Consider the following 19,886-nt stretch of genomic DNA (forward strand, 5'->3'; position numbering starts at 1 on the left):
CTTATTTTCTATCTCAAGTTATGAACATTTTATGTTAATTTAAAGTTATCTGAATATCAAGCATTTGCGTTTTAGTATTAACAATGTAAAATTTTAACATTTTAATTTTAATTTTAACACTGATTTACAAGTATTTATACACTTATTAAAATTGTTAATAACTGCTAAATGCATCATAATTAAGCCTTTAAATAAAACTTTTTTTTAGCATGAAAATAGTGTTTATAAAAATCAATTTTCGGCAATAAACTTAGATGTATTTCCTCTTCAATAGTAGAATAGTTTATATAAATTTGCAACACACAACTTAAAACATACAAAATGAAAATTTCAATAGGAAACGATCACGCCGGACCAGATTACAAAAAGGCAATTGTTGAAATGCTTATCGCAAAAGGACATCAAATAACCAATTATGGAACCGATTCAGTTGATAGTGTCGATTATCCTGATTTTGGTCATCCAGTGGCCACTGATGTAACAGAAGGTAAAGCTGATTTAGGAATTGTAATTTGCGGAAGCGGAAACGGAATTGCAATGACTGTTAATAAACATGCTCAAGTTCGTGCTGCTTTATGTTGGACTAAGGAAATTGCAGTTTTAGCACGCCAACATAATGATGCTAATATTATTAGTATTCCTGCTCGTTTTACTTCTATCCCACAAGTATTAGAAATGGTTGAAGCTTTTATAACTACTGATTTCGAGGGTGGCAGACACCAAAATCGTGTCAATAAAATAGCCTGTCCATAAAATTTGGGCTGCTTCGCAGCTTTATAATTACATTAAGCTCGGTTTTTCACCGGGCTTTTTTTATTTTCTATTGAATATATTAAAGTTTTATCACTTAAAATTCCAAAGTTAAAACATAGATAAAGCAGTCCTATTTGTATAGTAGCAAGTAACCAAAACTTCCATAAATAGCTTTTTTTGGAGGTTTTATGTCTAAAAAGTAACATTGCAATTCCGGAACCAAATGTTCCCCCTAGAAATACAAAACTTAAAAGAGTTTGTTCTGAGATTCGTCTTTTTTGATTTTTAGCTAAAAATTTATCATAACCTATACTCACAAAAGCGATTAGGTTAATCACAAAAAAGAAATAGAATAAAACAGTCATTTGATTTAAATTAAAGTCAAAGATATTATTTTAGCCTTTAGAAAATAAAGACAATGACAAATATAGATTTCATTAAAAAACAGGTTGCTACAGCAGCCATAAACATTCAAAAAACAGTTCAACTTTTACAAGAAGATTGCACGATTCCATTCATTTCCCGTTATCGAAAAGATACCACTGGAAATCTAGATGAAGTACAAATTGAACAAATTGCCAAACTTCAAAAAGAATACGAAGCAATTGCAAAACGCAAAGAAGCAATCTTAAAATCAATTGAAGAGCAAAACGGATTAACACCTGAATTAGACAAAAAAATACAACAAAGTTTTGATTTACAGGAATTAGAAGATTTGTATTTGCCATTTAAAAAGAAGAAAAAAACCAAAGCTGATGTGGCTCGCGAAAATGGTTTAGAACCATTAGCAAAGATCATCATGACTCAAAACAAAGAGGATATTAATTTCCTTTCAACGAAATATTTGAACGATAATGTGACGAATGAAGATGCCGCTTTGCAAGGCGCACGAGACATCATTGCCGAATGGATCAACGAAAATATTTTTGTTCGTAAACAATTGCGTCGCCTTTACGAGCGCAAAGCAACCATTACAACCAAAGTAGTAAAAACCAAAAAAGACGAAGAAGGCGCTCAAAAATTCAACCAATATTTTGATTGGTCAGAACCGTTGACAAAAGCACCTTCGCATAGATTATTAGCAATGCTTCGTGCCGAAAATGAGGGTTTTATAAAGTTTAAAGTCGAAGTAGATCTTGATGAAGCCTATGATATTATTGACGAATTGGTTTTAAAAGGAGACAGTCCAGCCACGCCACACTTACAATTAGCCATTGAAGACAGCTACAAGCGATTGCTAAATCCTGCTATTTCAAACGAAGCTTTACAGGAAGCAAAAGCCAAGGCTGATGCCAATTCGATTCAAGTTTTTGCTACTAATTTAGGACAGTTATTGCTTGCACCACCGTTGGGTGAAAAAAGAATTTTAGCCATCGACCCAGGATTTCGTTCAGGTTGTAAAGTAGTATGCTTAGATGAAAAAGGCGATTTAATTTACAATGAAACCATTTATCCGCATGCGCCACAAAACGAAACCGCGATGGCCATGAAAAAAATAAAATCAATGGTAAACGCGTATAATATCGACGCAATTTCCATTGGAAACGGAACGGCATCTCGAGAAACCGAATTTTTTATCAAGAAAATTGCTTTTGATAGAGCGGTTCAGGTTTTCATTGTTTCAGAGGCGGGTGCTTCGGTATATTCGGCATCAAAAATTGCTCGTGAAGAATTCCCTAATTATGATGTTACGGTTCGCGGATCGGTTTCTATCGGTCGCCGATTGAGTGATCCTTTAGCGGAGTTGGTAAAAATTGATCCAAAAGCCATTGGCGTAGGCCAATATCAGCACGATGTGGATCAAAGTAAATTGAAAGAGGAACTGGATACTACTGTGGTGCGTTGCGTGAATTCAGTGGGAGTAAACATCAATACGGCAAGTAAACATTTGTTGAGTTATGTGAGTGGAATAGGTGAGAAGCTTGCCGAAAATATTGTGAATTACCGTTCAGAAAATGGTCCTTTTGAGGATCGAAAACAACTTAAAAAAGTACCTCGTTTGGGCGAAAAAGCTTTTCAACAAGGAGCAGCTTTTATTCGAATTAAAGACGGCAAAAACCCATTGGATAACTCGGCCGTTCACCCCGAAGCTTATTCAATTGTGGAAAAAATGGCTAAAGATTTGAAGTTGAAAGTAACCGATTTAATTGGAAACAAAGAGAAAACAGCCTTAATCAAACCAGAAAATTATGTTACAGCTGAAATAGGTTTATTGACTTTAAAAGACATTATTAAGGAATTAGAAAAACCAGGTTTAGACCCCAGAAAAGCAGCGAAGGTTTTTGAATTTGACCCGAACGTAAAAACCATTAAAGATGTTAGGACTGGAATGATTTTGAACGGAATTGTCAATAACATCACCAATTTTGGTTGTTTTGTAGATTTAGGTGTTAAAGAAAGTGGTTTGGTACACATTTCTCAACTTAAAGCAGGCTTTGTAAGCGACGTAAACGAAGTGGTAAAGTTACACCAGCACGTTACTGTAAAAGTAACTGAGGTGGATGAGGATAGAAAGCGAATTCAGTTGACGATGGTTTTGTAAAATAAAAAAGGTCCTAGTTCTTAAAATGAATTAATAACTAGGACTTTTTAAAATATTGTTTTTTAAAAAAAGATTACTCTTTTGTTTCTTCTTTTTTACTTAAAGGCTGGCTGTCTTCTTTTGCAGCATTCTTAAATTCCTTGATCCCACCACCAAGACCTTTCATTAATTCCGGTATCTTTTTACCACCAAAAAGGAGTAAAACAACAGCAATGATTAAAATCCATTCTGAACCACCCGGCATGAAACCTAAAGTTATGTTTAAAAAGTTCATATCTCTAATATTTAAATATAAGTCACAAAGGTAAATAGAAATATGCATCCTAAATTTTTTTTAGTGTGTTTTTTTAATGCAAGCACCGTTAAAAATTTACTAAAAAAGAGATTTCTATTTTAACAGCTTGTAAAAACTAGTAAATACAAGCAATAACAATTATTGTTATATTTGTTTGATAAACAAATTCTATGTCCAAGAAAAGACTAAAACGTAAATTAATAAAGGAAAATTTATTTAATAAGAGGCGTTTAATTATTTTAAATGAGGATACTTTTGAAGAAACTTTTTCATTGAAACTTACTTTGATGAATGTATTTGTAGTAGCAAGCGTTGGGGCAATACTTATTATAATTGTTACTACTTTTATAATTGCATTTACGCCCTTGAGAGAGTTTATACCAGGCTATTCATCCTCAAAATTAAAAAGAGAAGCCATAGAACTTGCTTTAAAATCAGATTCTTTGTCTAAGGCTATTAAACAAAATGAGGATTATTTGAAAGGAATAAAAAAGGTATTGACTGGAAAATTAGAATACGCAAAATTCAACAAGGATTCCATTTTAGAATCGGCAACTACTTCAGATAAAGAAATAGACTTGTCCGCTACTGATGCGGAGTTGGATTTACGAGAACAAGTTGCACTTGAAGACCAAAAAGCAAAATCATCTGGTTCTAAAACTAAAAAGTCAAACTAAAAATCTTTAAAAAGAAGCACTTACATAATGTCAATAAAATCATTTGCTGCAAAATTATTTGCACATAAAATATACCAGAAAACGCAAAAATGGGCAGCAGAACCAGTTGCTACACAGCAAAAAGTAATGCAACAATTAATTGCTCAAGCAAGCACTACTCAGTTTGGAAAAGACCATCATTTTGAAAGTATAAAAACCGAAAAAGACTTTGCAAAGCAGGTACCAATTAGGGATTATGAGGCGTTAAAACCTTATGTTGACCGAGTGGTACAAGGCGAAGCAGATATTCTATGGAAAGGGAAACCTTTGTATTTTGCTAAGACATCCGGAACTACATCAGGAGCAAAGTACATTCCGTTGACAAAGGAATCAATGCCGTATCATATTGAGGCAGCTCGAAACGCTATTTTGCATTACATTCATGAAACCGGAAAGGCTGATTTTGTTAATGGTAAAATGATTTTCTTGCAAGGAAGTCCCCTTTTAGAAGAAAAAAACGGAATAAAATTAGGAAGATTGTCTGGAATTGTAGCGCATTTTGTTCCAAAATACCTTCAAAAAAATAGAATGCCATCTTTGAAAACCAATTGTATTGAAGATTGGGAAACCAAAGTAAATGCAATTGTAGAGGAAACGTTTCACGAGAATATGGCTGTGATTTCAGGTATACCTTCTTGGGTGCAAATGTATTTTGAAAAATTGCATCAAAAAGGAGGGAAGCCTGTGGGCGAAATTTTCAAAAACTTTAATTTGTTCATTTACGGCGGCGTGAATTACGAACCGTATCGGGCGAAGTTCGAGAATTTAATTGGTCGAAAAGTAGACAGCATTGAATTATTTCCAGCTTCGGAAGGATTTTTTGCGTATCAAGATTCTCAAAAGGAAAAAGGAATGTTACTACTGCTGAACTCCGGAATTTTTTATGAGTTTATCAAAAGTGACGAATTTTATACCGAAAATCCAAGACGATACACAATTGGCGAAGTTGAATTGAATGTCAATTATGTTTTGATAATTTCTACCAATGCAGGACTTTGGGGGTATAATATTGGTGATACCGTTCAGTTTACGAGTTTAAAACCATATCGCGTCATTGTATCTGGCAGAATCAAACATTACATATCGGCTTTTGGAGAACATGTTATTGGTAAGGAAGTAGAAAGTGCGTTGCAAGAAGCTATTATTGGAACATCAATCAGAATTAATGAATTTACAGTAGCCCCACAAATCACGCCAGTCGAGGGATTACCGTATCACGAATGGTTTATAGAATTTGAAAACGAACCAGAGGACAGCGTAGCATTTGCGGAGGCACTAGACAATGCCATGCGCAAACAAAACATGTATTATGATGATTTGATTTTGGGCAAGGTGTTGCAAAAAGTGGTGGTTACCAAAGTAGTTAAAAACGGTTTTCAAGAATACATGAAATCGATTGGGAAATTAGGGGGCCAAAACAAGATTCCAAGACTTTCGAATGATAGAAAGATAGTGGATTTGTTAAAAAGAGAATAAATGTCATACCTTTGCAGGTTAGAAAATAAGTAGAAAATGAAAGAAACAAAAAATATATCGCGCTCAAGAGCACAAGAATCATCGGCAGCCATTGAAAAAATGTACATCACCATGCGCCACCTTTTTAATAGAGGATTTTACAAGCCAATGGGAGTGTCAGGGGATACGCTTCGCGAAGCATTGCTTGCATTACGACCAGAAATTTATGGTAATATTGCCGAAGAGAAAGTGGAATTGAATGGACTTTTATACGTAATTGAACGTTTGCCGGTAGGAATTGAAGAATGTCGTTTTATCAATCTTACTTCAGACGAAGGTTACTCTAAATCGCATTTTCAAGCTATTGTTCCTCCAAAAAGACGTCGTAATTGCTACCGTATTGATGAGGAGCAAATGAATGTGGAAATTACAAGAGGACGATCAGATATTTATGATATTTTGACGCACTTGACCTTTATATTTATTGAATCGCACAAAATCAGGAATCGTGTTTTACTCGATGATGCTGGTGAGGTTTCTCGTGACTGGTACAAACTAGAGCAGGCAGTTTCTCAAAAGAAAAAGCTTACGCAAATAGAAAAAGAAAAAGCCATCTCGCATGCAGCTAACATATTAGGTAGAACTTTTGCTGAGGTTTTGGATATTTATGATGCCTTTGGTTCAGCAGCAGCACCGGACCGTTTTCTACACGTGATTTATTGGTTAGGAAAATTAGCTATTGAAGAAATAGTTGATGACAACAAGAGAACCATCACTTTTAGTCCTATTTTAAGAGAACGTTTGGGACACCACATTCATGGCGAAGTTTGGGCTACCAATATTAAAGAGGTTTTAAAAGAGAATCAACTTTTAGACCGACCGATTCACGTAATCAGTGCGAATATGCACAGTGTGATGAATTCGATTTTTGCAACTGAAGTTTTAAAAACGAAGTTCAAAGACAAATCGGATTTCTTTATTTATGAAGAGCTAAGCAGATCTGGAGCTGATGAGGTGCGCAATCAAGTGACAGCTGTTGCCTTAAAACAAGGAATGATTTCTTTGCCAGATACCTCAGGAACTAATATTGACGTACAAATTTTTGATACAGCTAAAATCAATTGGGCTAAAACCTCATTTCCTAGTGCCAATACTGATGATAAAAAACCAGTTTTAATAGTGATGGATTATGCTTTTGGGGAACAAGCCTATGAAACTATTGACGAGTTGTTGAAACCTTTTAAGAAAGACACTTTATTAAACGTAGAATCGGTTTCGATTATGGGTAAAGCAGGAATTTTAGAGGGTGGAAAAGGAGATATCATGATTCCTAATGCACACATTAACGAAGGAACGGCGGATAATTATTTCTTTGAAAACGAACTAACGGCTGAGATGTTTGAAGGAAATGACATTGCTGTTTTTGCGGGACCAATGGTTACTGTACTGGGAACTTCATTACAGAACAGAGATTTATTAAAGTTTTTCCATGATTCTACTTGGGGAATTATTGGTCTTGAAATGGAAGGTTCTTATTATCAAAAAGCCATTCAATCGGCCTCAAAAATTAGAAGAAGTGTTCCTCATGACATCAAAGTACGTTATGCCTATTATGCCTCAGATAATCCTTTAGAAACAGGAAGTACTCTTGCCTCTGGAGGATTAGGAACAACAGGTGTAAAACCTACTTACTTGATCACAATTAAAATATTGGAACAAATTTTCAACGTAAAATAATAACTATAAATGAGTATAAACTCGCATAGCGATTCAGAAATTGATGTATTTCAAATTACCAGTAAAGTAAAAAAAGGTTTTGAACGCTTGAACACCTTGTTGTTCCATTGTATTCATTTTTTTGTAAAGCAATGGAAGATTGTCTTAGCATTATTAATCATTGGTTTTGGTTTGGGATTGTTTTTGGATAAGAATAATAAATTGTATACTCATGAAATCACTGTAATTCCCAACTTTGGGAGTGTGGATTATTTGTATTCTAAAATCAATTTGATTCAATCTAAAATTAATGCTGGCGACATCGTTTTTTTACAAAACGAAATAGGATTATCCCAATCTAAAGATTTAAGGAAAATTGAAATCAAACCCATTGCTGATGTTTATAAATTTATTGAAGATAAAGAGCAAAACTTTGAGTTGATTAAGTTAATGGCAGAAGTTGGAGAGGTAAAAAAAGTGCTTGAAGACAATATTACAAGTAAAAATTACACGTACCATACGATTGCGGTTGTTACCAATGGTACTACAAGTGAGAAAGAATTGATTACACCATTATTGAATTATCTCAATCAATCTGAATATTTTAGTGCCATGCAAAAGGTAGGATTGGCAAATTTAAAACAGGATATTGCTCAAAATGATACGATTATTCAACAAATAAATGGAGTTCTTAATGGGTTTTCAGCTAATGTAAAAAGCGCATTAAAAAATGATAAGCTCATGTATTATAATGAAAATACACAACTGAATGATGTTATCAAAACCAAACAAGACTTGTTGTATATTCAAGGGTTAAACCGATTAAAATTAATCAATTTTCAAAATACAATTAAAGAGGTAACATTCACATTGAATAGTGATACTTCAAAAGCAGTAAATGGCATTATGAAGTTTGTATTGCCAGTAGCATTGGTGTTATTATTTGTTTTTATTCATTTGTTCATTCGATTTTATCAAAAGCAACTAGCAAAATCAAAAGCAAATGCTTCTTAAAAAAATATTTTTCTTTTGCTAAACAGAGCCCATGTGTTAAAAACAATTCGATATCAATTACTTACAACATTCCAAAATCCTGTAGTTCGGCAAAGCTTACTAACCTTATTGATTCGGGTTTTTGGCGTGGTTCTTTTATTTGGTTTTACTTTGTTTTTAACTCAAAAATATGATCCTAAACAAGTTGGGCAATATGATTTTGTTCGTACGTTTCTTTTCGCAATTGGTAGTATTTGTTTGCTAGGATTTGATCAATCCATATTGTATTTCAAAGGGCGTTTGTATCCTAATTATTCTTTGGGTCATTTGAAAAAAGTATATCTAAAAATGGTATTGATGCTGTTTTTAGCATCCTTGCTTTTGTTTCTTTTTATTGAACTATTAGATGCTTCTGCTATAACATTATTTTTTGCGGATAATGCAACTTATTTTCTTCTATTAAAAGCCTCCGCAGTTATGTTCTTTTATGGACTTTCTATTCTAAACGTTGAGGTTTTTAGAGCTTTAGAGAAAATAGTTGTAGCCGAATTATTTCGAAATATTTTTAAATACTTGCCTATTATTGTCCTAGCTGTTTTGTTAGTTCAATGGCAGTTAGAATTGTATTTGGTGGATGCTTTCTTGTTGAGTTTTGTTTTTTTGGGAGTTGTTACTACACTACTAACTTTTTATTTTTTTACTAAAAAAACGGCTATTTGCAATACGGATTGCTTTTCGTCTCGTGAGATTATCACTCAATCTTTTCCCATAGCCGTAAGCGGAACGGCTATTTTTTTGATGATGAGTTTTGACATCTTGTTTTTAAAAAAATACCAAGGTGATGCAGCAGTTGCTTTTTATTCGGTGGCGGTCAAGTTAATGACTTTGTTGTCAGTTATTATTTTGACAGTAAACATTACCGTTTCGGCATCTATTGCAGCAAGTTTTTCGAATAAAGAAATTGATAAACTACAGCAAATTGTTCAAAATAGTTCCCGATTAATTGTAGCGATTACGCTGCCAGCGGTTATTGGATTGTTTATTTTTCCGGAGTTTATTATGCATTTTTTTGGCCCCAATTATTTAGCGGCGAAAGAGGCATTATTAGTATTGGTTTTGGGACAAGGTTTTTGTGCTTTTTTTGGGTCGGCTCCTGTTTATTTAAACATGACTGGGCGACAACGAATTTTTCAACGTATTGTTTTGGCTGCTCTTGGCCTTAATTTTATTCTCAATTATTGGTTAATTCCTTCCTATGGAATGGTAGGTGGGGCGATCGCTTTTTCGGCAAGTGCATTTTTTTGGAATTTTGGAACAGCTCTTTTTGTGTATTACAAAGACGGGATTAAGTTGTTTTTGAGTTAAGTTTGTCTCTTCTATTTTCAATCATACCTAAATGTCTTTACTCATAAAAAAAAATAAAGTAGCTTTTTTACTTCTTGTGGGACTCAATCTATTTGTGGCCTTTGCTGCGAGTTTTATTTTACCGAAACGTTTTTTTTATGATGCTGCTATTATTGCTTATGATAAAGGCAATGAAATAGGTTATTTTGGAAGTTACCCATTGACTATTTTGTTTTATAAAATTACAGGTTTGCGCTATTTGCCTTTTTCGGTAATTGCATTGATTCAGTTTCCTATTTTAATGGGTATTTTGTATAAAATAGGAATTCCAGGTACTTTTGAGAAAGTTACAATTAAGAATCTTTTGGTGTATTTGGCTTTCACCATTATTGCGATTTTTATGGCAATGCCTTCCAAGGAGTTTATTACTTTTTTGTACCTCTCCGTAATCGTTTTTTTATTTCAAAATAAGCATTTTTCTTTTCAGAATACCTTATTTATAGCCATGTCTCTTTTTGTGTTTTTTGGAGTTGTATATAGGCCTTATTTTGCATTACTGCCTATCGTAGCCATGGGAATGTATTGGGTCACTTGTGTCAAAATTTCGAATCGTACTTTTGCAACTCTTTTTTACGGAATTGTAGTTGTAATTTTCTTGTCATTGAGTTATGGCTTTATACAAGGAGAATTTTTTTCAGAGCAAAGTAGAGAGCTTATAAATAGTGCCCGATTAGGATCTGTTGATGCCAATTCGAGTATTGTTTCTCCTGTAAAAACAGACACTTGGTATGGTGAAATCATAGGGATTTTGTATGGTTTTTTTACTGTAAATGTGCCACTTAACGGTTTGAAGCATATTTTTTCTCCACAAATTTTGTTATTTGTAATTTGGCAATTATTTCTGTTTTATATTCTATTGGTTCGATTGGCACGTTGTATAAAGGACAAAAAAGAATATGTTTACGAGTTATGGATGCTTCTTTTTGTATTCTCTTTTTTTATCCTTCAAGGGGTTTTTGAACCTGATTTAGGATCGGCGATCCGACACAAAATGGGTGTTTTCCCACTAATTTATTATGCTCTTTACTATGACCATTTCCGAAAAGCACTTCCATAAAATTTTTTCTTTTTTTTTGTTGGCGATAGCTTGTACCTTAATTTTCAGGAAGCCTTGTACTTGGTTAATTTTTGCTTTCGCAATTTTTAATATGCTTTATTTCAAAAAAATAAAGTTATCTAGAAAGGCTTTGATTTTAGCCAGTATAATTGCGTCACCTTTTTTACTAGAATTATTGCTGTTTTTGAACAATGATTCTTTGGCTCAAGGTATTAAATCTATAGAAAAGACAATTGCTTTAGTCTTGTTTCCAATAATTATTTTGGGAAATTACAAACGCATTTCATTTCAAAAATTGCTACAATTTTATGTAAATAGTACCACGTTGCTAATGATTGTTTTTGCGGTGCGTTTTATATTTGTTTTTCCTGAGCATATCACTAAGTATTGGCATGGAATTCACCTATGGGAAATGGGTTATGTTTTTGCAAATTCTATCGGAATTCATGCTCCAGCGCTCAATATGCACTTGGCTTTTGTGAGTATTTCAGCCTTGTACTTGTTATTGCAAAAGTGGCAAATGAAAAAGAATATTGGATTTGTGTTTTTATCTTTTTTGATATTTGTATTCTCCTTTTTCTTTGTGCTTTTAGTCAATACTCGAATGGCTTTATTAAATGTTTTAGTTGGGTATTTATTGGTAGTGTTTTCGTTTTTTACAGTACACTTTGACCTAAAAAAAATAGTGCTTTATACTGTGGTTATTGGTGGTGTGGTGTGTGGTGTTTTATTTCTCTTTATTCAAAAAAATCCTTACATGAAAGAAAAATATAGCTCGGTAACTTTTGCATACATGGACAAAGTGGGGAAGCTTGACGAAATTGATCATCCCGAAATAAAGGTTTTTAATTCTCTCGTAACCAGAGTTTCTATTTGGAAATCGGCTTGGGAATTATCGTTGCAACATTTGCCTTTTGGCGTTGGAGCTGCGGATGGAAAACCAGAATTAGTAAATTATTATAAACAAACGCATCAGTATTTTTTGGCCAAATATGCTTTTCCTACACACAATCAATTTTTAGACTCTTTGTTGAAGTTTGGTGTTTTAGGACCTTTAGTGGTTTTGCTTTTTATTGGAGCTATTGGCTATTTGGGAATCGATTTAAAAAATGCATTAGTTTTTTCCTTCTTTTTTCTTTTTTTTACTTCGAATTTGACTGATGATTTTTTATTGCGTTTCGACGGAATTACGTTTAGTGGCTTTTGGTTTTCGATTTTTGGAAGTGTTTGGCTGCAGCAAAAAAGTAACGTTCATACAACTCCTGAAGTGCTGTAAAATTCTTCGCTTTATCAAATAAATCTTTACATCTTGTTTTAGCGTTGTTACCCAATTGAGCTCTGATTTTTGAATCTTCTAGAATTTTGAAGTAGGATGATAATTCTGATATTTCTTGGTATAAAAAGCCAGTCTCTTTTTGGACAACGGTATCTTTATTGCCATTTATTTTAGTCGCAATTACTGGTTTTTGTAATACCATAGCCTCAAGAACCGCGATAGGTAACCCTTCCCAAAGTGAGGTTTGAAGATAGATATCTAAAGCATTTATTTGCTCGTACACCTGTTTTTTTTCTAAAAACCAACCTGTGATTTTGATATTTGGTGCTGTAATTTGATTGCGTTCTTCTCCATCGCCAATCCATAGAAATTGATACTCTGGAAATTCCAAAGCAATGGCATTGAATTGCCTTGGATTCCTAGCTGCAGTAATCCTACCAGCAATTCCTATTGTTAGTTTTGGATTATTAACGGCTTGTGAATATTTTTCGATATCAGAAATATCTATTCCATTTCTAATCATTTCGGCTTTTCCTAGTTGTTTTGCCAATTCAAACTCGGAGTCACCACAAGCGATGGTGATTCCTCCGAAAAATTTTTGAAAGAATTTCTCGATGTACCAATATCCTTTTTTGGCAATTGGAGATATATCGGTTCGTAAAAAAGCATAGCCGTGCGGCGTGTAAAAGACAATTGGTTTTGGGGTTAAAAAACTACAAGCAATTCTCCCTAAAACACCCGCTTTAGAGGAATGTAAATGCACCACATCAGGTTTGATTTTTTGTAGTTCACGGACTAATTTGTTTATAGCACTAAGGTCCGAAATGAAGTTTATTTGTCGCTTCATCTCAATTTTTACAGTTGGAATAGTAGAAAATAATTGGCTTACTTTTTCTGGATCAATTTCTTTGCGATTATCACTGTATAGGATGAAAGTTTGTACTTTTTGAAGAATGGTATCGTTTTCAAAATGATGTGTTAGATCTTCAAAATAGGTATAAATGCCTCCACCTAACGCTTCGATAATATGTACAACTTTCAAATTTTTATTTTTTGCTTGGGAAACAAAAATAAAGTATTCTTTCACACTTTTACAAAAAACAGCGATACAATTGATGTAAAATTAAATCCAAAAAAGCAATTTGTTGTTCCATAGCCCCGGGAGCAGCGGCATCCTTTGCTTTTTCGTTTAAAAAGCAAAGATATAGCGAATCACGGGACGATATGTCCTAGAAAGCCTTTACTTCCTGCTTCAAATTTAAAAAGAAAGAAGGGGTTTGTGAGTGAGTTTTCTTCAAATCAATTACATTTGTTACGTTTAAATAATTACTATGAAAAGAATACTTATCACCGGAGCCGCAGGATTTTTAGGATCACATCTTTGTGACCGTTTCATAAAAGAAGGCTACCATGTTATTGGGATGGATAATCTCATTACGGGAGATTTAAAAAACATTGAGCATCTTTTCAAATTGGAGCAATTTGAATTTTACCATCATGACATCACCAAGTTTGTTCATGTCCCTGGAAATTTAGACTATATTTTACACTTTGCATCGCCTGCAAGTCCTATTGATTATTTAAAAATCCCTATACAAACCTTGAAAGTAGGTTCCCTTGGTACTCATAATTTATTGGGTTTAGCCAGAGTAAAAAAAGCTAGAATTCTTATTGCATCTACTTCTGAAGTGTATGGAGATCCATTGGTACACCCACAAACAGAAGAATATTATGGAAACGTAAATACCATAGGACCTAGAGGAGTCTATGACGAAGCAAAACGCTTTCAAGAATCCATAACTATGGCTTATCATACTTTTCATGGTGTAGAAACCAGAATAGTTAGAATTTTCAATACCTACGGACCAAGAATGAGGCTCAATGATGGTCGTGTTATTCCAGCTTTTATTGGTCAGGCCATACGTGGTGAAGATTTAACCATTTTTGGGGATGGTATGCAAACCCGTTCTTTTTGTTATGTGGATGATCAGGTTGAAGGTATTTTCAGGTTATTACATTCGGATTATGTTTTGCCTGTAAATATTGGAAATCCAGACGAAATTACTATAAAAGATTTTGCCGAAGAAATCATAAAGCTTACCGGTACCAGTCAAAAAGTGGTCTATCACCCTTTACCAATAAACGACCCTTTGCAACGACAACCAGATACAACTAAAGCCAAAGAATTGCTTGGTTGGGAAGCTAAAGTAGGCCGTGCCGAAGGTATGAAAATTACTTATGAGTATTTTAAATCTTTATCTAAGGAAGAACTATCCAAAGAGGAGCACAAGGATTTTTCTAAGTATATTTTCTAAAAATTTGTTTTCCTTTCATTCTATACTCAAATCGAATGGCTAAAAGAGCATTTCATATTTTTAAAATAGTACCAAAGCAAGTATGATTACATGCCATTTTAATTTGTAATACATTGAAAACCAAAACAGGAAGATATTCGGGCTACATTCGTCCCTTTTCATTTGCCATTGATTTATTGATAATCAATGTCTTGCTATGGTATATGACTGATTTTCCTGTAAAGACACCTTTTTATCCTGTATTAATAAGTTTAAGCTGGTTTATCATTGCTGCCAGTTTGGGTTTTTATGAAGTTTACAGGTATACCAAAGTTATTTCGATACTAAATTGTGCCTTAAAACAAGGGATATTATTTACTCTTTTTTGTCTTGCCTTAGCTTTTTACAAATCAGATAATTCAAGTTTTCAAAGTATTGGTTTTTATACATCTGTATCACTATTCTTAATTTTAATCGTTAAGCTTTCTATTTATTATTTTTTAAGAAAATACAGATTATTATATGGTGGAAACTTTAGAAAAGTAATTTTGATGGGCAATGCAAAAAGTACTGAGCCTTTACAACATTTTTTTACAGAGAACCCAGATTATGGATACAAACTTGAGCGTATTTTTGAACTAGAAAAAAATAAGTCTAAAACCCTCCAGGAAAGCTTTGAGTATGTAATAGAGCATCAAATTGATGAATTGTATTGTTCTATGAGTGATTTAAACCAAAATCAAATCAATGAAATTGTTTTTTTTGCCGATAATAATTTGAAGACCTTAAAGTTTATTCCCAGCGAAAAACAAATTCTTTCCCGGAATTTCACCTTTGAATATTACAATTATATTCCTGTAATATCACTGCGTAACATTCTACTTGATGATACCTTAAACAAGGTCATTAAGCGTGTTTTTGATATTATTTTTTCATTGATCATAATTGCAGGAGTGCTCTCGTGGTTGACACCTATACTGGCTTTATTTATCAAATTGGAGTCAAAAGGGCCGTTGTTTTTTATTCAAAAAAGAAATGGATTGAATTACAAAGAATTCTCTTGTTATAAGTTTAGATCTATGGAGCTTAATGAGGAAGCCCACTTGAATCAAGTATCAAAAAACGATATTAGAGTTACTAGGGTAGGTCGTTTTATAAGAAAGACTAGTATTGACGAATTACCACAATTTTTTAATGTTTTACTGGGCGAAATGTCAGTAGTAGGTCCTAGACCACACATGGTAAGTCACACCCAGAAATATGCACTTACTGTAGATAAATTTATGGTACGTCATTTTATAAAACCAGGTATTACTGGACTCGCTCAAACAAAAGGTTTTAGAGGAGAAGTTGAGACCGATAAGGACATTATCAACAGAGTAAAATATGATATCTTTTACATGGAAAATTGGTCTATTTTATTAGATATTAAAATCATTTTTTTGACCATTTACAATACGATTCGGGGCGATAAAAAAGCATATTGATATGAAAAACAATTTAGTATCTATCCTAATGCCCTGCTACAATTCAGAGAAGTACATTCTTGAAGCTATTTTGTCAGTACAGCAACAAACACACACAAATTGGGAATTGATTCTAGTTGATGATTGTTCAAGTGATAGCACTGTAGCTCTTGCTACAGCAATTGTAAATCAAGACAGCCGAATACGTATTTTTAAACTTTCTACAAACTCAGGAACAGGTATTGCTAGAAATACAGCTTTATCAAAAGCCAATGGAGATTACATTGCTTTCTTGGATGCTGATGATAAATGGAAACCCAATAAGCTAGAACTACAATTGCAATTCATGCAGCAGCATAAATTCCCATTTACTTTTTCTTTTTACGAATGTATGAATGAAGCAGGAACATTATTAAACAAACGTGTCGAGGCACCCAAGCAGCTTGCTTACAAGCAACTGTTCTTCTGCAACTACATAGGCAATCTCACTGGGATTTATGATGTTTCTTTCTACGGCAAAATTCCTATTGCTCAATCTAGAAAAAGACAAGACTGGATGATGTGGCTTACCATTCTTAAACCTATAAAAATGATACGGCCCGTACCAGAAAGTTTAGCGTTTTATAGAGTAAGGGACAACTCTATTTCGGCCTCTAAATTCGATTTGATAAAACATAATTTTGCAGTATATCGTTCTTTTCATGGTTACAACAAAACACGGTCATTATTGTGCATGTTAGTTTTCCTGTTTACGCAACTTTTGGTCAAGCCGCGCTACACAAAAAAACTTATAGCAGAGACTTAAACTGTTTTAGTTTACCTCTATTGGTTCTATCTAAGATATTTTTTCGGATAAATGTAATGCTCAAATTAGGTTCTAAATATAAAGAAATTGCAGCTTCAATTTTTTTAATTTGATTGGGAACGAGTTCTTTTTCACTTACATAATCAATTTCAAAACAATCTAATTTAGTTTGTTTGATGGTAAATTCTTTTACATTTCCATCATCTTCAATGATACTTTTAGTCACGTAATAAAATGTAAGTCCTGCTGATTTTTTTCCGCTAGGCAAAACAACCACATCATTGGAGCGCCCTATTAATTGTTGTAAAATGGGCTTTTGTAAGGTGCTTTTTTTATCCAAAATGCCAATATCACCAATATCATACCTTATAAACGGATGCGCTTTATTGTACAAAGAGGTAATGACAACACGGCCAGCTTTACCATGAGGAACTGCTTTATTATTTTCGTCTAAGATTTCAACAAATAAGGTTTCAGAGTTTATTTGCCAAAGCCCTTCAGGATTTTGAAACGCAATCAAGTCCAGCTCAGAGGCACCATATTCATTAACAATAGCAACTCCAAGTTGTTTTTCTAGTAAAAATTTATCGTCATCAAAAAGCATTTCAGAGGTAACCATACATACCTTCAAACTAGGACAAACACTGGTTAGTACAATATTTTTTCGTTGTAAAAATTTAGCAAACAAAACAATAGCGCTGGTATACCCATTGATGTAATCAAATTTTTTTTGGCTAAAGGTTTTCAAAATCGTTTCTAAAACAACATCTGACAAATCAAATACAGAAAACCGGTATCGATGACTCAAGAAATCTTTGAATCGTTCTTTTTTATTTCCAATAAAATCCATCGGGATGCCATAAAACCGGGCTTGGTAAGAGGTATTAAAATCAATGCCGTACCAACCAAAACGGTACATGTTTGAAGCCCAAGTTAAAGAATGAGAATAATTGTCTTTTGCAAATATAAATGGAGTACCGCTTGAGCCAGACGTTTTGTTTGTATAGCAGTTTTTTAAAGTATATCCACTAGAAAGTCTTTCTTGAAGAGGTTTTTGTAAATTTTGTTTGGTCAAAATGGGTAAATCATCCCAATTTTTATAATTTTTTGTAACTACAAGTTTACTGTAAAACGGATTTTTTTTTAAATGATACTGAACAATTTCTCGTTTCTTTCTCTCAATAAATTGCTCATGTTCTTGCGGTGTTTGTGCAATTATTTTTAGTAATTCCTGCCGTGCTTTACGAATGGGAAACCCGTTCCATTGCAGTGCTATATCAAATAATCGAAACATTTTTAGGGAGTATTGTGTAATCAAAAATAGTATTTATGTCTCACTTATTAGTTGCTTTGGGGAAGTTTTTACTATTTAATTGTTTTTTGAGTTCAAAACCAATTATTTTTGCACGACAACTAAAAACAACACACATGACAATTTTACTACTCGGTTCTGGCGGAAGAGAGCACGCATTTGCTTGGAAAATGGTTCAAAGCCCATTGTGCGAAAAACTTTTTGTAGCTCCTGGAAATGCAGGAACTGCAGCCATTGCAACCAATCTTGCTATGAGTCCAACTGATTTTGAAGCTATAAAAGCATTTGCCATTCAAGAGAATGTAGGCATGGTGGTTGTAGGTCCTGAGGATCCATTGGTAAAGGGGATTTATGATTTCTTTTTAAATGATCCAGCTTTACGTCATATTCCTGTTATTGGTCCTTCAAAAATAGGTGCTCAGTTAGAAGGAAGTAAGGAATTTGCAAAGGAATTTTTAATCAAACACAACATCCCAACGGCTGCTTATGATAGTTTTACAGCCGAAACCGTAGAACAAGGATGTGAATTCTTAGAAACATTACAACCTCCGTATGTGTTAAAAGCAGATGGTTTGGCTGCTGGTAAAGGCGTTTTAATCATTCAGGATTTGGCTGAAGCCAAAGATGAATTAAGAAACATGCTTGTACATCAAAAATTTGGTGTAGCCAGTTCGAAAGTAGTTATCGAAGAATTTCTGGACGGAATAGAATTGAGCTGTTTTGTACTCACAGACGGAAAAAGTTATAAAATATTGCCTACTGCTAAGGATTACAAACGCATTGGCGAAGGCGATACGGGACTTAATACAGGTGGTATGGGAGCTGTTTCTCCAGTTCCTTATGTAGATGCCGTTTTAATGGAAAAAATAGAAACACGCATTGTAAAACCTACAATTGATGGTTTTCAAAAAGATGGAATTGCCTACAAAGGTTTTGTTTTCATAGGGTTGATCAATGTTAATAATGAACCTATTGTTATTGAATACAATGTAAGAATGGGAGATCCAGAGACTGAAGTAGTAATCCCAAGATTACAAACTGATTTGGTTGAATTATTTTTGGCTGTAGCCAATGAAAAATTGGACGAAATCAACTTAGAAATTGATCCAAGAAGTGCCACTACTGTGATGCTAGTATCTGGAGGTTATCCAGAAGATTTTGAAAAAGGAAAAGTAATTACGGGACTAGAAAACGTTCAAGATTCTATTGTATTTCATGCTGGAACTAAGCTAGACCAAGGAGCAATTGTTTCTAATGGGGGTAGAGTACTAGCCATTACGTCTTACGGAAATGATTTTCAAGAGGCCATAAAAAAATCTTACCAAAACATAGACAAGCTACATTTTGATAAGATGTTTTTTAGAAAAGACATTGGAAATGATCTTAAATAACAAAAAGAGCTCTCAATCCCACTAGGGGTTGAGGGTTCTTATTTTAAAAAAGAGTGAGCCGTAGTATCTTGATTTTCTGTTCCTGCATCATTAAAGATTTGCAACTGTTTTATCCAGTATACCATGGCAGATGCACAAATAATCATGAAAATCCAGTTGATAGTGTTAGCAACAAACCATGAGCTAAGCTCTAAAGAACGTAAAAAATCTAGAGGAGCAAATAAAATGTCTACAAATAAGTATTGTATTCCTTCGAAAAATGCTTTCATAATATATAAATTGATTTAAGTAATTGTTTTGTAAACACGATACTAACGAATGTTTTTTAAAATAAAATAATCTTTATTAACAAGCAGGGTTTACTTTTTAAACAAGTATTATATTTACAAACACAAAAGTATAAAATATCCT

General features: G+C 33.6%; 18 protein-coding genes. 13 read left to right on the plus strand and 5 right to left on the minus strand.

What is annotated here, in order from left to right; all coding sequences use genetic code 11:
* Positions 1–321 precede the first annotated feature (321 nt).
* Positions 322–753, plus strand: a complete 432-nt coding sequence (gene rpiB, locus DNC80_RS12250) for a ribose 5-phosphate isomerase B (protein ID WP_086455338.1) — start codon at positions 322–324, stop codon at positions 751–753.
* 32 nt (positions 754–785) lie between these two features.
* Here the strand turns inward: rpiB and DNC80_RS12255 are convergent, their stop codons facing one another.
* A complete protein-coding gene (locus tag DNC80_RS12255; protein WP_182651470.1) occupies positions 786–1,118 on the minus strand; it encodes a DUF1294 domain-containing protein in 333 nt (110 codons plus the stop codon).
* Positions 1,119–1,171: 53 nt separating this feature from the next.
* Here DNC80_RS12255 and DNC80_RS12260 point away from each other — a divergent pair, with 53 nt between their 5' ends.
* Positions 1,172–3,295, plus strand: a complete 2,124-nt coding sequence (locus DNC80_RS12260; RefSeq protein ID WP_182651471.1) for a Tex family protein — start codon at positions 1,172–1,174, stop codon at positions 3,293–3,295.
* 73 nt (positions 3,296–3,368) lie between these two features.
* Here the strand turns inward: DNC80_RS12260 and DNC80_RS12265 are convergent, their stop codons facing one another.
* The gene (locus tag DNC80_RS12265) at positions 3,369–3,569 is read right to left on the minus strand and encodes a twin-arginine translocase TatA/TatE family subunit (protein WP_144889902.1); all 201 of its coding nucleotides are present in this window, start codon (positions 3,567–3,569) and stop codon (positions 3,369–3,371) included.
* 191 nt (positions 3,570–3,760) lie between these two features.
* Here DNC80_RS12265 and DNC80_RS12270 point away from each other — a divergent pair, with 191 nt between their 5' ends.
* The 7 genes from DNC80_RS12270 to DNC80_RS12300 all read left to right on the plus strand — a co-directional run bounded on the left by DNC80_RS12270 (position 3,761) and on the right by DNC80_RS12300 (position 12,207).
* Entirely contained in the window at positions 3,761–4,267 is a 507-nt protein-coding gene (locus DNC80_RS12270; RefSeq protein WP_182651472.1) for a peptidase, read from the plus strand.
* Positions 4,268–4,294: 27 nt separating this feature from the next.
* Positions 4,295–5,782 carry a GH3 auxin-responsive promoter family protein gene (locus tag DNC80_RS12275; protein WP_182651473.1) on the plus strand — a complete coding sequence of 496 codons (1,488 nt, stop codon included), beginning with the start codon at positions 4,295–4,297 and terminating at the stop codon, positions 5,780–5,782.
* A 36-nt stretch (positions 5,783–5,818) separates the two neighbouring features.
* A complete protein-coding gene (locus tag DNC80_RS12280) occupies positions 5,819–7,498 on the plus strand; it encodes a hypothetical protein (RefSeq protein ID WP_182651474.1) in 1,680 nt (559 codons plus the stop codon).
* A gap of 9 nt (positions 7,499–7,507) precedes the next feature.
* Entirely contained in the window at positions 7,508–8,491 is a 984-nt protein-coding gene (locus DNC80_RS12285; protein WP_182651475.1) for a hypothetical protein, read from the plus strand.
* A 33-nt stretch (positions 8,492–8,524) separates the two neighbouring features.
* Positions 8,525–9,835, plus strand: a complete 1,311-nt coding sequence (locus DNC80_RS12290) for an MATE family efflux transporter (RefSeq protein ID WP_182651476.1) — start codon at positions 8,525–8,527, stop codon at positions 9,833–9,835.
* A gap of 31 nt (positions 9,836–9,866) precedes the next feature.
* On the plus strand, positions 9,867–10,931 hold the full coding sequence (locus tag DNC80_RS12295) for a hypothetical protein (RefSeq protein ID WP_182651477.1): 1,065 nt from the start codon (positions 9,867–9,869) through the stop codon (positions 10,929–10,931).
* A 91-nt stretch (positions 10,932–11,022) separates the two neighbouring features.
* Positions 11,023–12,207, plus strand: coding sequence for an O-antigen ligase family protein (locus DNC80_RS12300; protein ID WP_255493242.1), 1,185 nt, complete (start codon positions 11,023–11,025; stop codon positions 12,205–12,207).
* Here the strand turns inward: DNC80_RS12300 and DNC80_RS12305 are convergent.
* The gene (locus DNC80_RS12305; RefSeq protein WP_182651479.1) at positions 12,125–13,249 is read right to left on the minus strand and encodes a glycosyltransferase; all 1,125 of its coding nucleotides are present in this window, start codon (positions 13,247–13,249) and stop codon (positions 12,125–12,127) included. The genes DNC80_RS12300 and DNC80_RS12305 overlap by 83 nt on opposite strands.
* A gap of 289 nt (positions 13,250–13,538) precedes the next feature.
* Between DNC80_RS12305 and DNC80_RS12310 the strand changes: the two genes are divergently transcribed.
* The 3 genes from DNC80_RS12310 (at position 13,539) to DNC80_RS12320 (ending at position 16,772) form a co-directional block, all read left to right on the plus strand.
* Positions 13,539–14,522 carry a UDP-glucuronic acid decarboxylase family protein gene (locus tag DNC80_RS12310; RefSeq protein WP_144889931.1) on the plus strand — a complete coding sequence of 328 codons (984 nt, stop codon included), beginning with the start codon at positions 13,539–13,541 and terminating at the stop codon, positions 14,520–14,522.
* Between the two features lie 113 nt (positions 14,523–14,635).
* Positions 14,636–15,988 (plus strand): exopolysaccharide biosynthesis polyprenyl glycosylphosphotransferase, encoded by a 1,353-nt coding sequence (locus DNC80_RS12315; RefSeq protein WP_182651480.1) that lies wholly within the window; start codon positions 14,636–14,638, stop codon positions 15,986–15,988.
* 1 nt (position 15,989) lies between these two features.
* Positions 15,990–16,772 carry a glycosyltransferase family 2 protein gene (locus DNC80_RS12320; protein ID WP_182651481.1) on the plus strand — a complete coding sequence of 261 codons (783 nt, stop codon included), beginning with the start codon at positions 15,990–15,992 and terminating at the stop codon, positions 16,770–16,772.
* Here the strand turns inward: DNC80_RS12320 and DNC80_RS12325 are convergent.
* The gene (locus DNC80_RS12325) at positions 16,756–18,066 is read right to left on the minus strand and encodes a phenylacetate--CoA ligase family protein (protein WP_182651482.1); all 1,311 of its coding nucleotides are present in this window, start codon (positions 18,064–18,066) and stop codon (positions 16,756–16,758) included. The genes DNC80_RS12320 and DNC80_RS12325 overlap by 17 nt on opposite strands.
* Positions 18,067–18,200: 134 nt before the next feature.
* Between DNC80_RS12325 and purD the strand changes: the two genes are divergently transcribed.
* On the plus strand, positions 18,201–19,475 hold the full coding sequence (gene purD, locus DNC80_RS12330; protein WP_182651483.1) for a phosphoribosylamine--glycine ligase: 1,275 nt from the start codon (positions 18,201–18,203) through the stop codon (positions 19,473–19,475).
* Positions 19,476–19,513: 38 nt separating this feature from the next.
* Here the strand turns inward: purD and DNC80_RS12335 are convergent, their stop codons facing one another.
* Positions 19,514–19,744 (minus strand): uracil phosphoribosyltransferase, encoded by a 231-nt coding sequence (locus DNC80_RS12335; protein WP_144889941.1) that lies wholly within the window; start codon positions 19,742–19,744, stop codon positions 19,514–19,516.
* Between the last annotated feature and the right edge of the window lie 142 nt (positions 19,745–19,886).

Source organism: Flavobacterium sp. SOK18b, from assembly GCF_014156605.1.
Classification (GTDB): domain Bacteria; phylum Bacteroidota; class Bacteroidia; order Flavobacteriales; family Flavobacteriaceae; genus Flavobacterium; species Flavobacterium tiangeerense.

Coding starts and splice junctions, on each gene's coding strand:
- rpiB (WP_086455338.1), top strand. CDS start 322: ATGAAAATTTCAATAGGAAACGATCACGCCGGACCAGATTACAAAAAG.
- DNC80_RS12255 (WP_182651470.1), bottom strand. CDS start 1,118: ATGACTGTTTTATTCTATTTCTTTTTTGTGATTAACCTAATCGCTTTT.
- DNC80_RS12260 (WP_182651471.1), top strand. CDS start 1,172: ATGACAAATATAGATTTCATTAAAAAACAGGTTGCTACAGCAGCCATA.
- DNC80_RS12265 (WP_144889902.1), bottom strand. CDS start 3,569: ATGAACTTTTTAAACATAACTTTAGGTTTCATGCCGGGTGGTTCAGAA.
- DNC80_RS12270 (WP_182651472.1), top strand. CDS start 3,761: ATGTCCAAGAAAAGACTAAAACGTAAATTAATAAAGGAAAATTTATTT.
- DNC80_RS12275 (WP_182651473.1), top strand. CDS start 4,295: ATGTCAATAAAATCATTTGCTGCAAAATTATTTGCACATAAAATATAC.
- DNC80_RS12280 (WP_182651474.1), top strand. CDS start 5,819: ATGAAAGAAACAAAAAATATATCGCGCTCAAGAGCACAAGAATCATCG.
- DNC80_RS12285 (WP_182651475.1), top strand. CDS start 7,508: ATGAGTATAAACTCGCATAGCGATTCAGAAATTGATGTATTTCAAATT.
- DNC80_RS12295 (WP_182651477.1), top strand. CDS start 9,867: ATGTCTTTACTCATAAAAAAAAATAAAGTAGCTTTTTTACTTCTTGTG.
- DNC80_RS12300 (WP_255493242.1), top strand. CDS start 11,023: ATGCTTTATTTCAAAAAAATAAAGTTATCTAGAAAGGCTTTGATTTTA.
- DNC80_RS12310 (WP_144889931.1), top strand. CDS start 13,539: ATGAAAAGAATACTTATCACCGGAGCCGCAGGATTTTTAGGATCACAT.
- DNC80_RS12320 (WP_182651481.1), top strand. CDS start 15,990: ATGAAAAACAATTTAGTATCTATCCTAATGCCCTGCTACAATTCAGAG.
- DNC80_RS12325 (WP_182651482.1), bottom strand. CDS start 18,066: ATGTTTCGATTATTTGATATAGCACTGCAATGGAACGGGTTTCCCATT.
- purD (WP_182651483.1), top strand. CDS start 18,201: ATGACAATTTTACTACTCGGTTCTGGCGGAAGAGAGCACGCATTTGCT.
- DNC80_RS12335 (WP_144889941.1), bottom strand. CDS start 19,744: ATGAAAGCATTTTTCGAAGGAATACAATACTTATTTGTAGACATTTTA.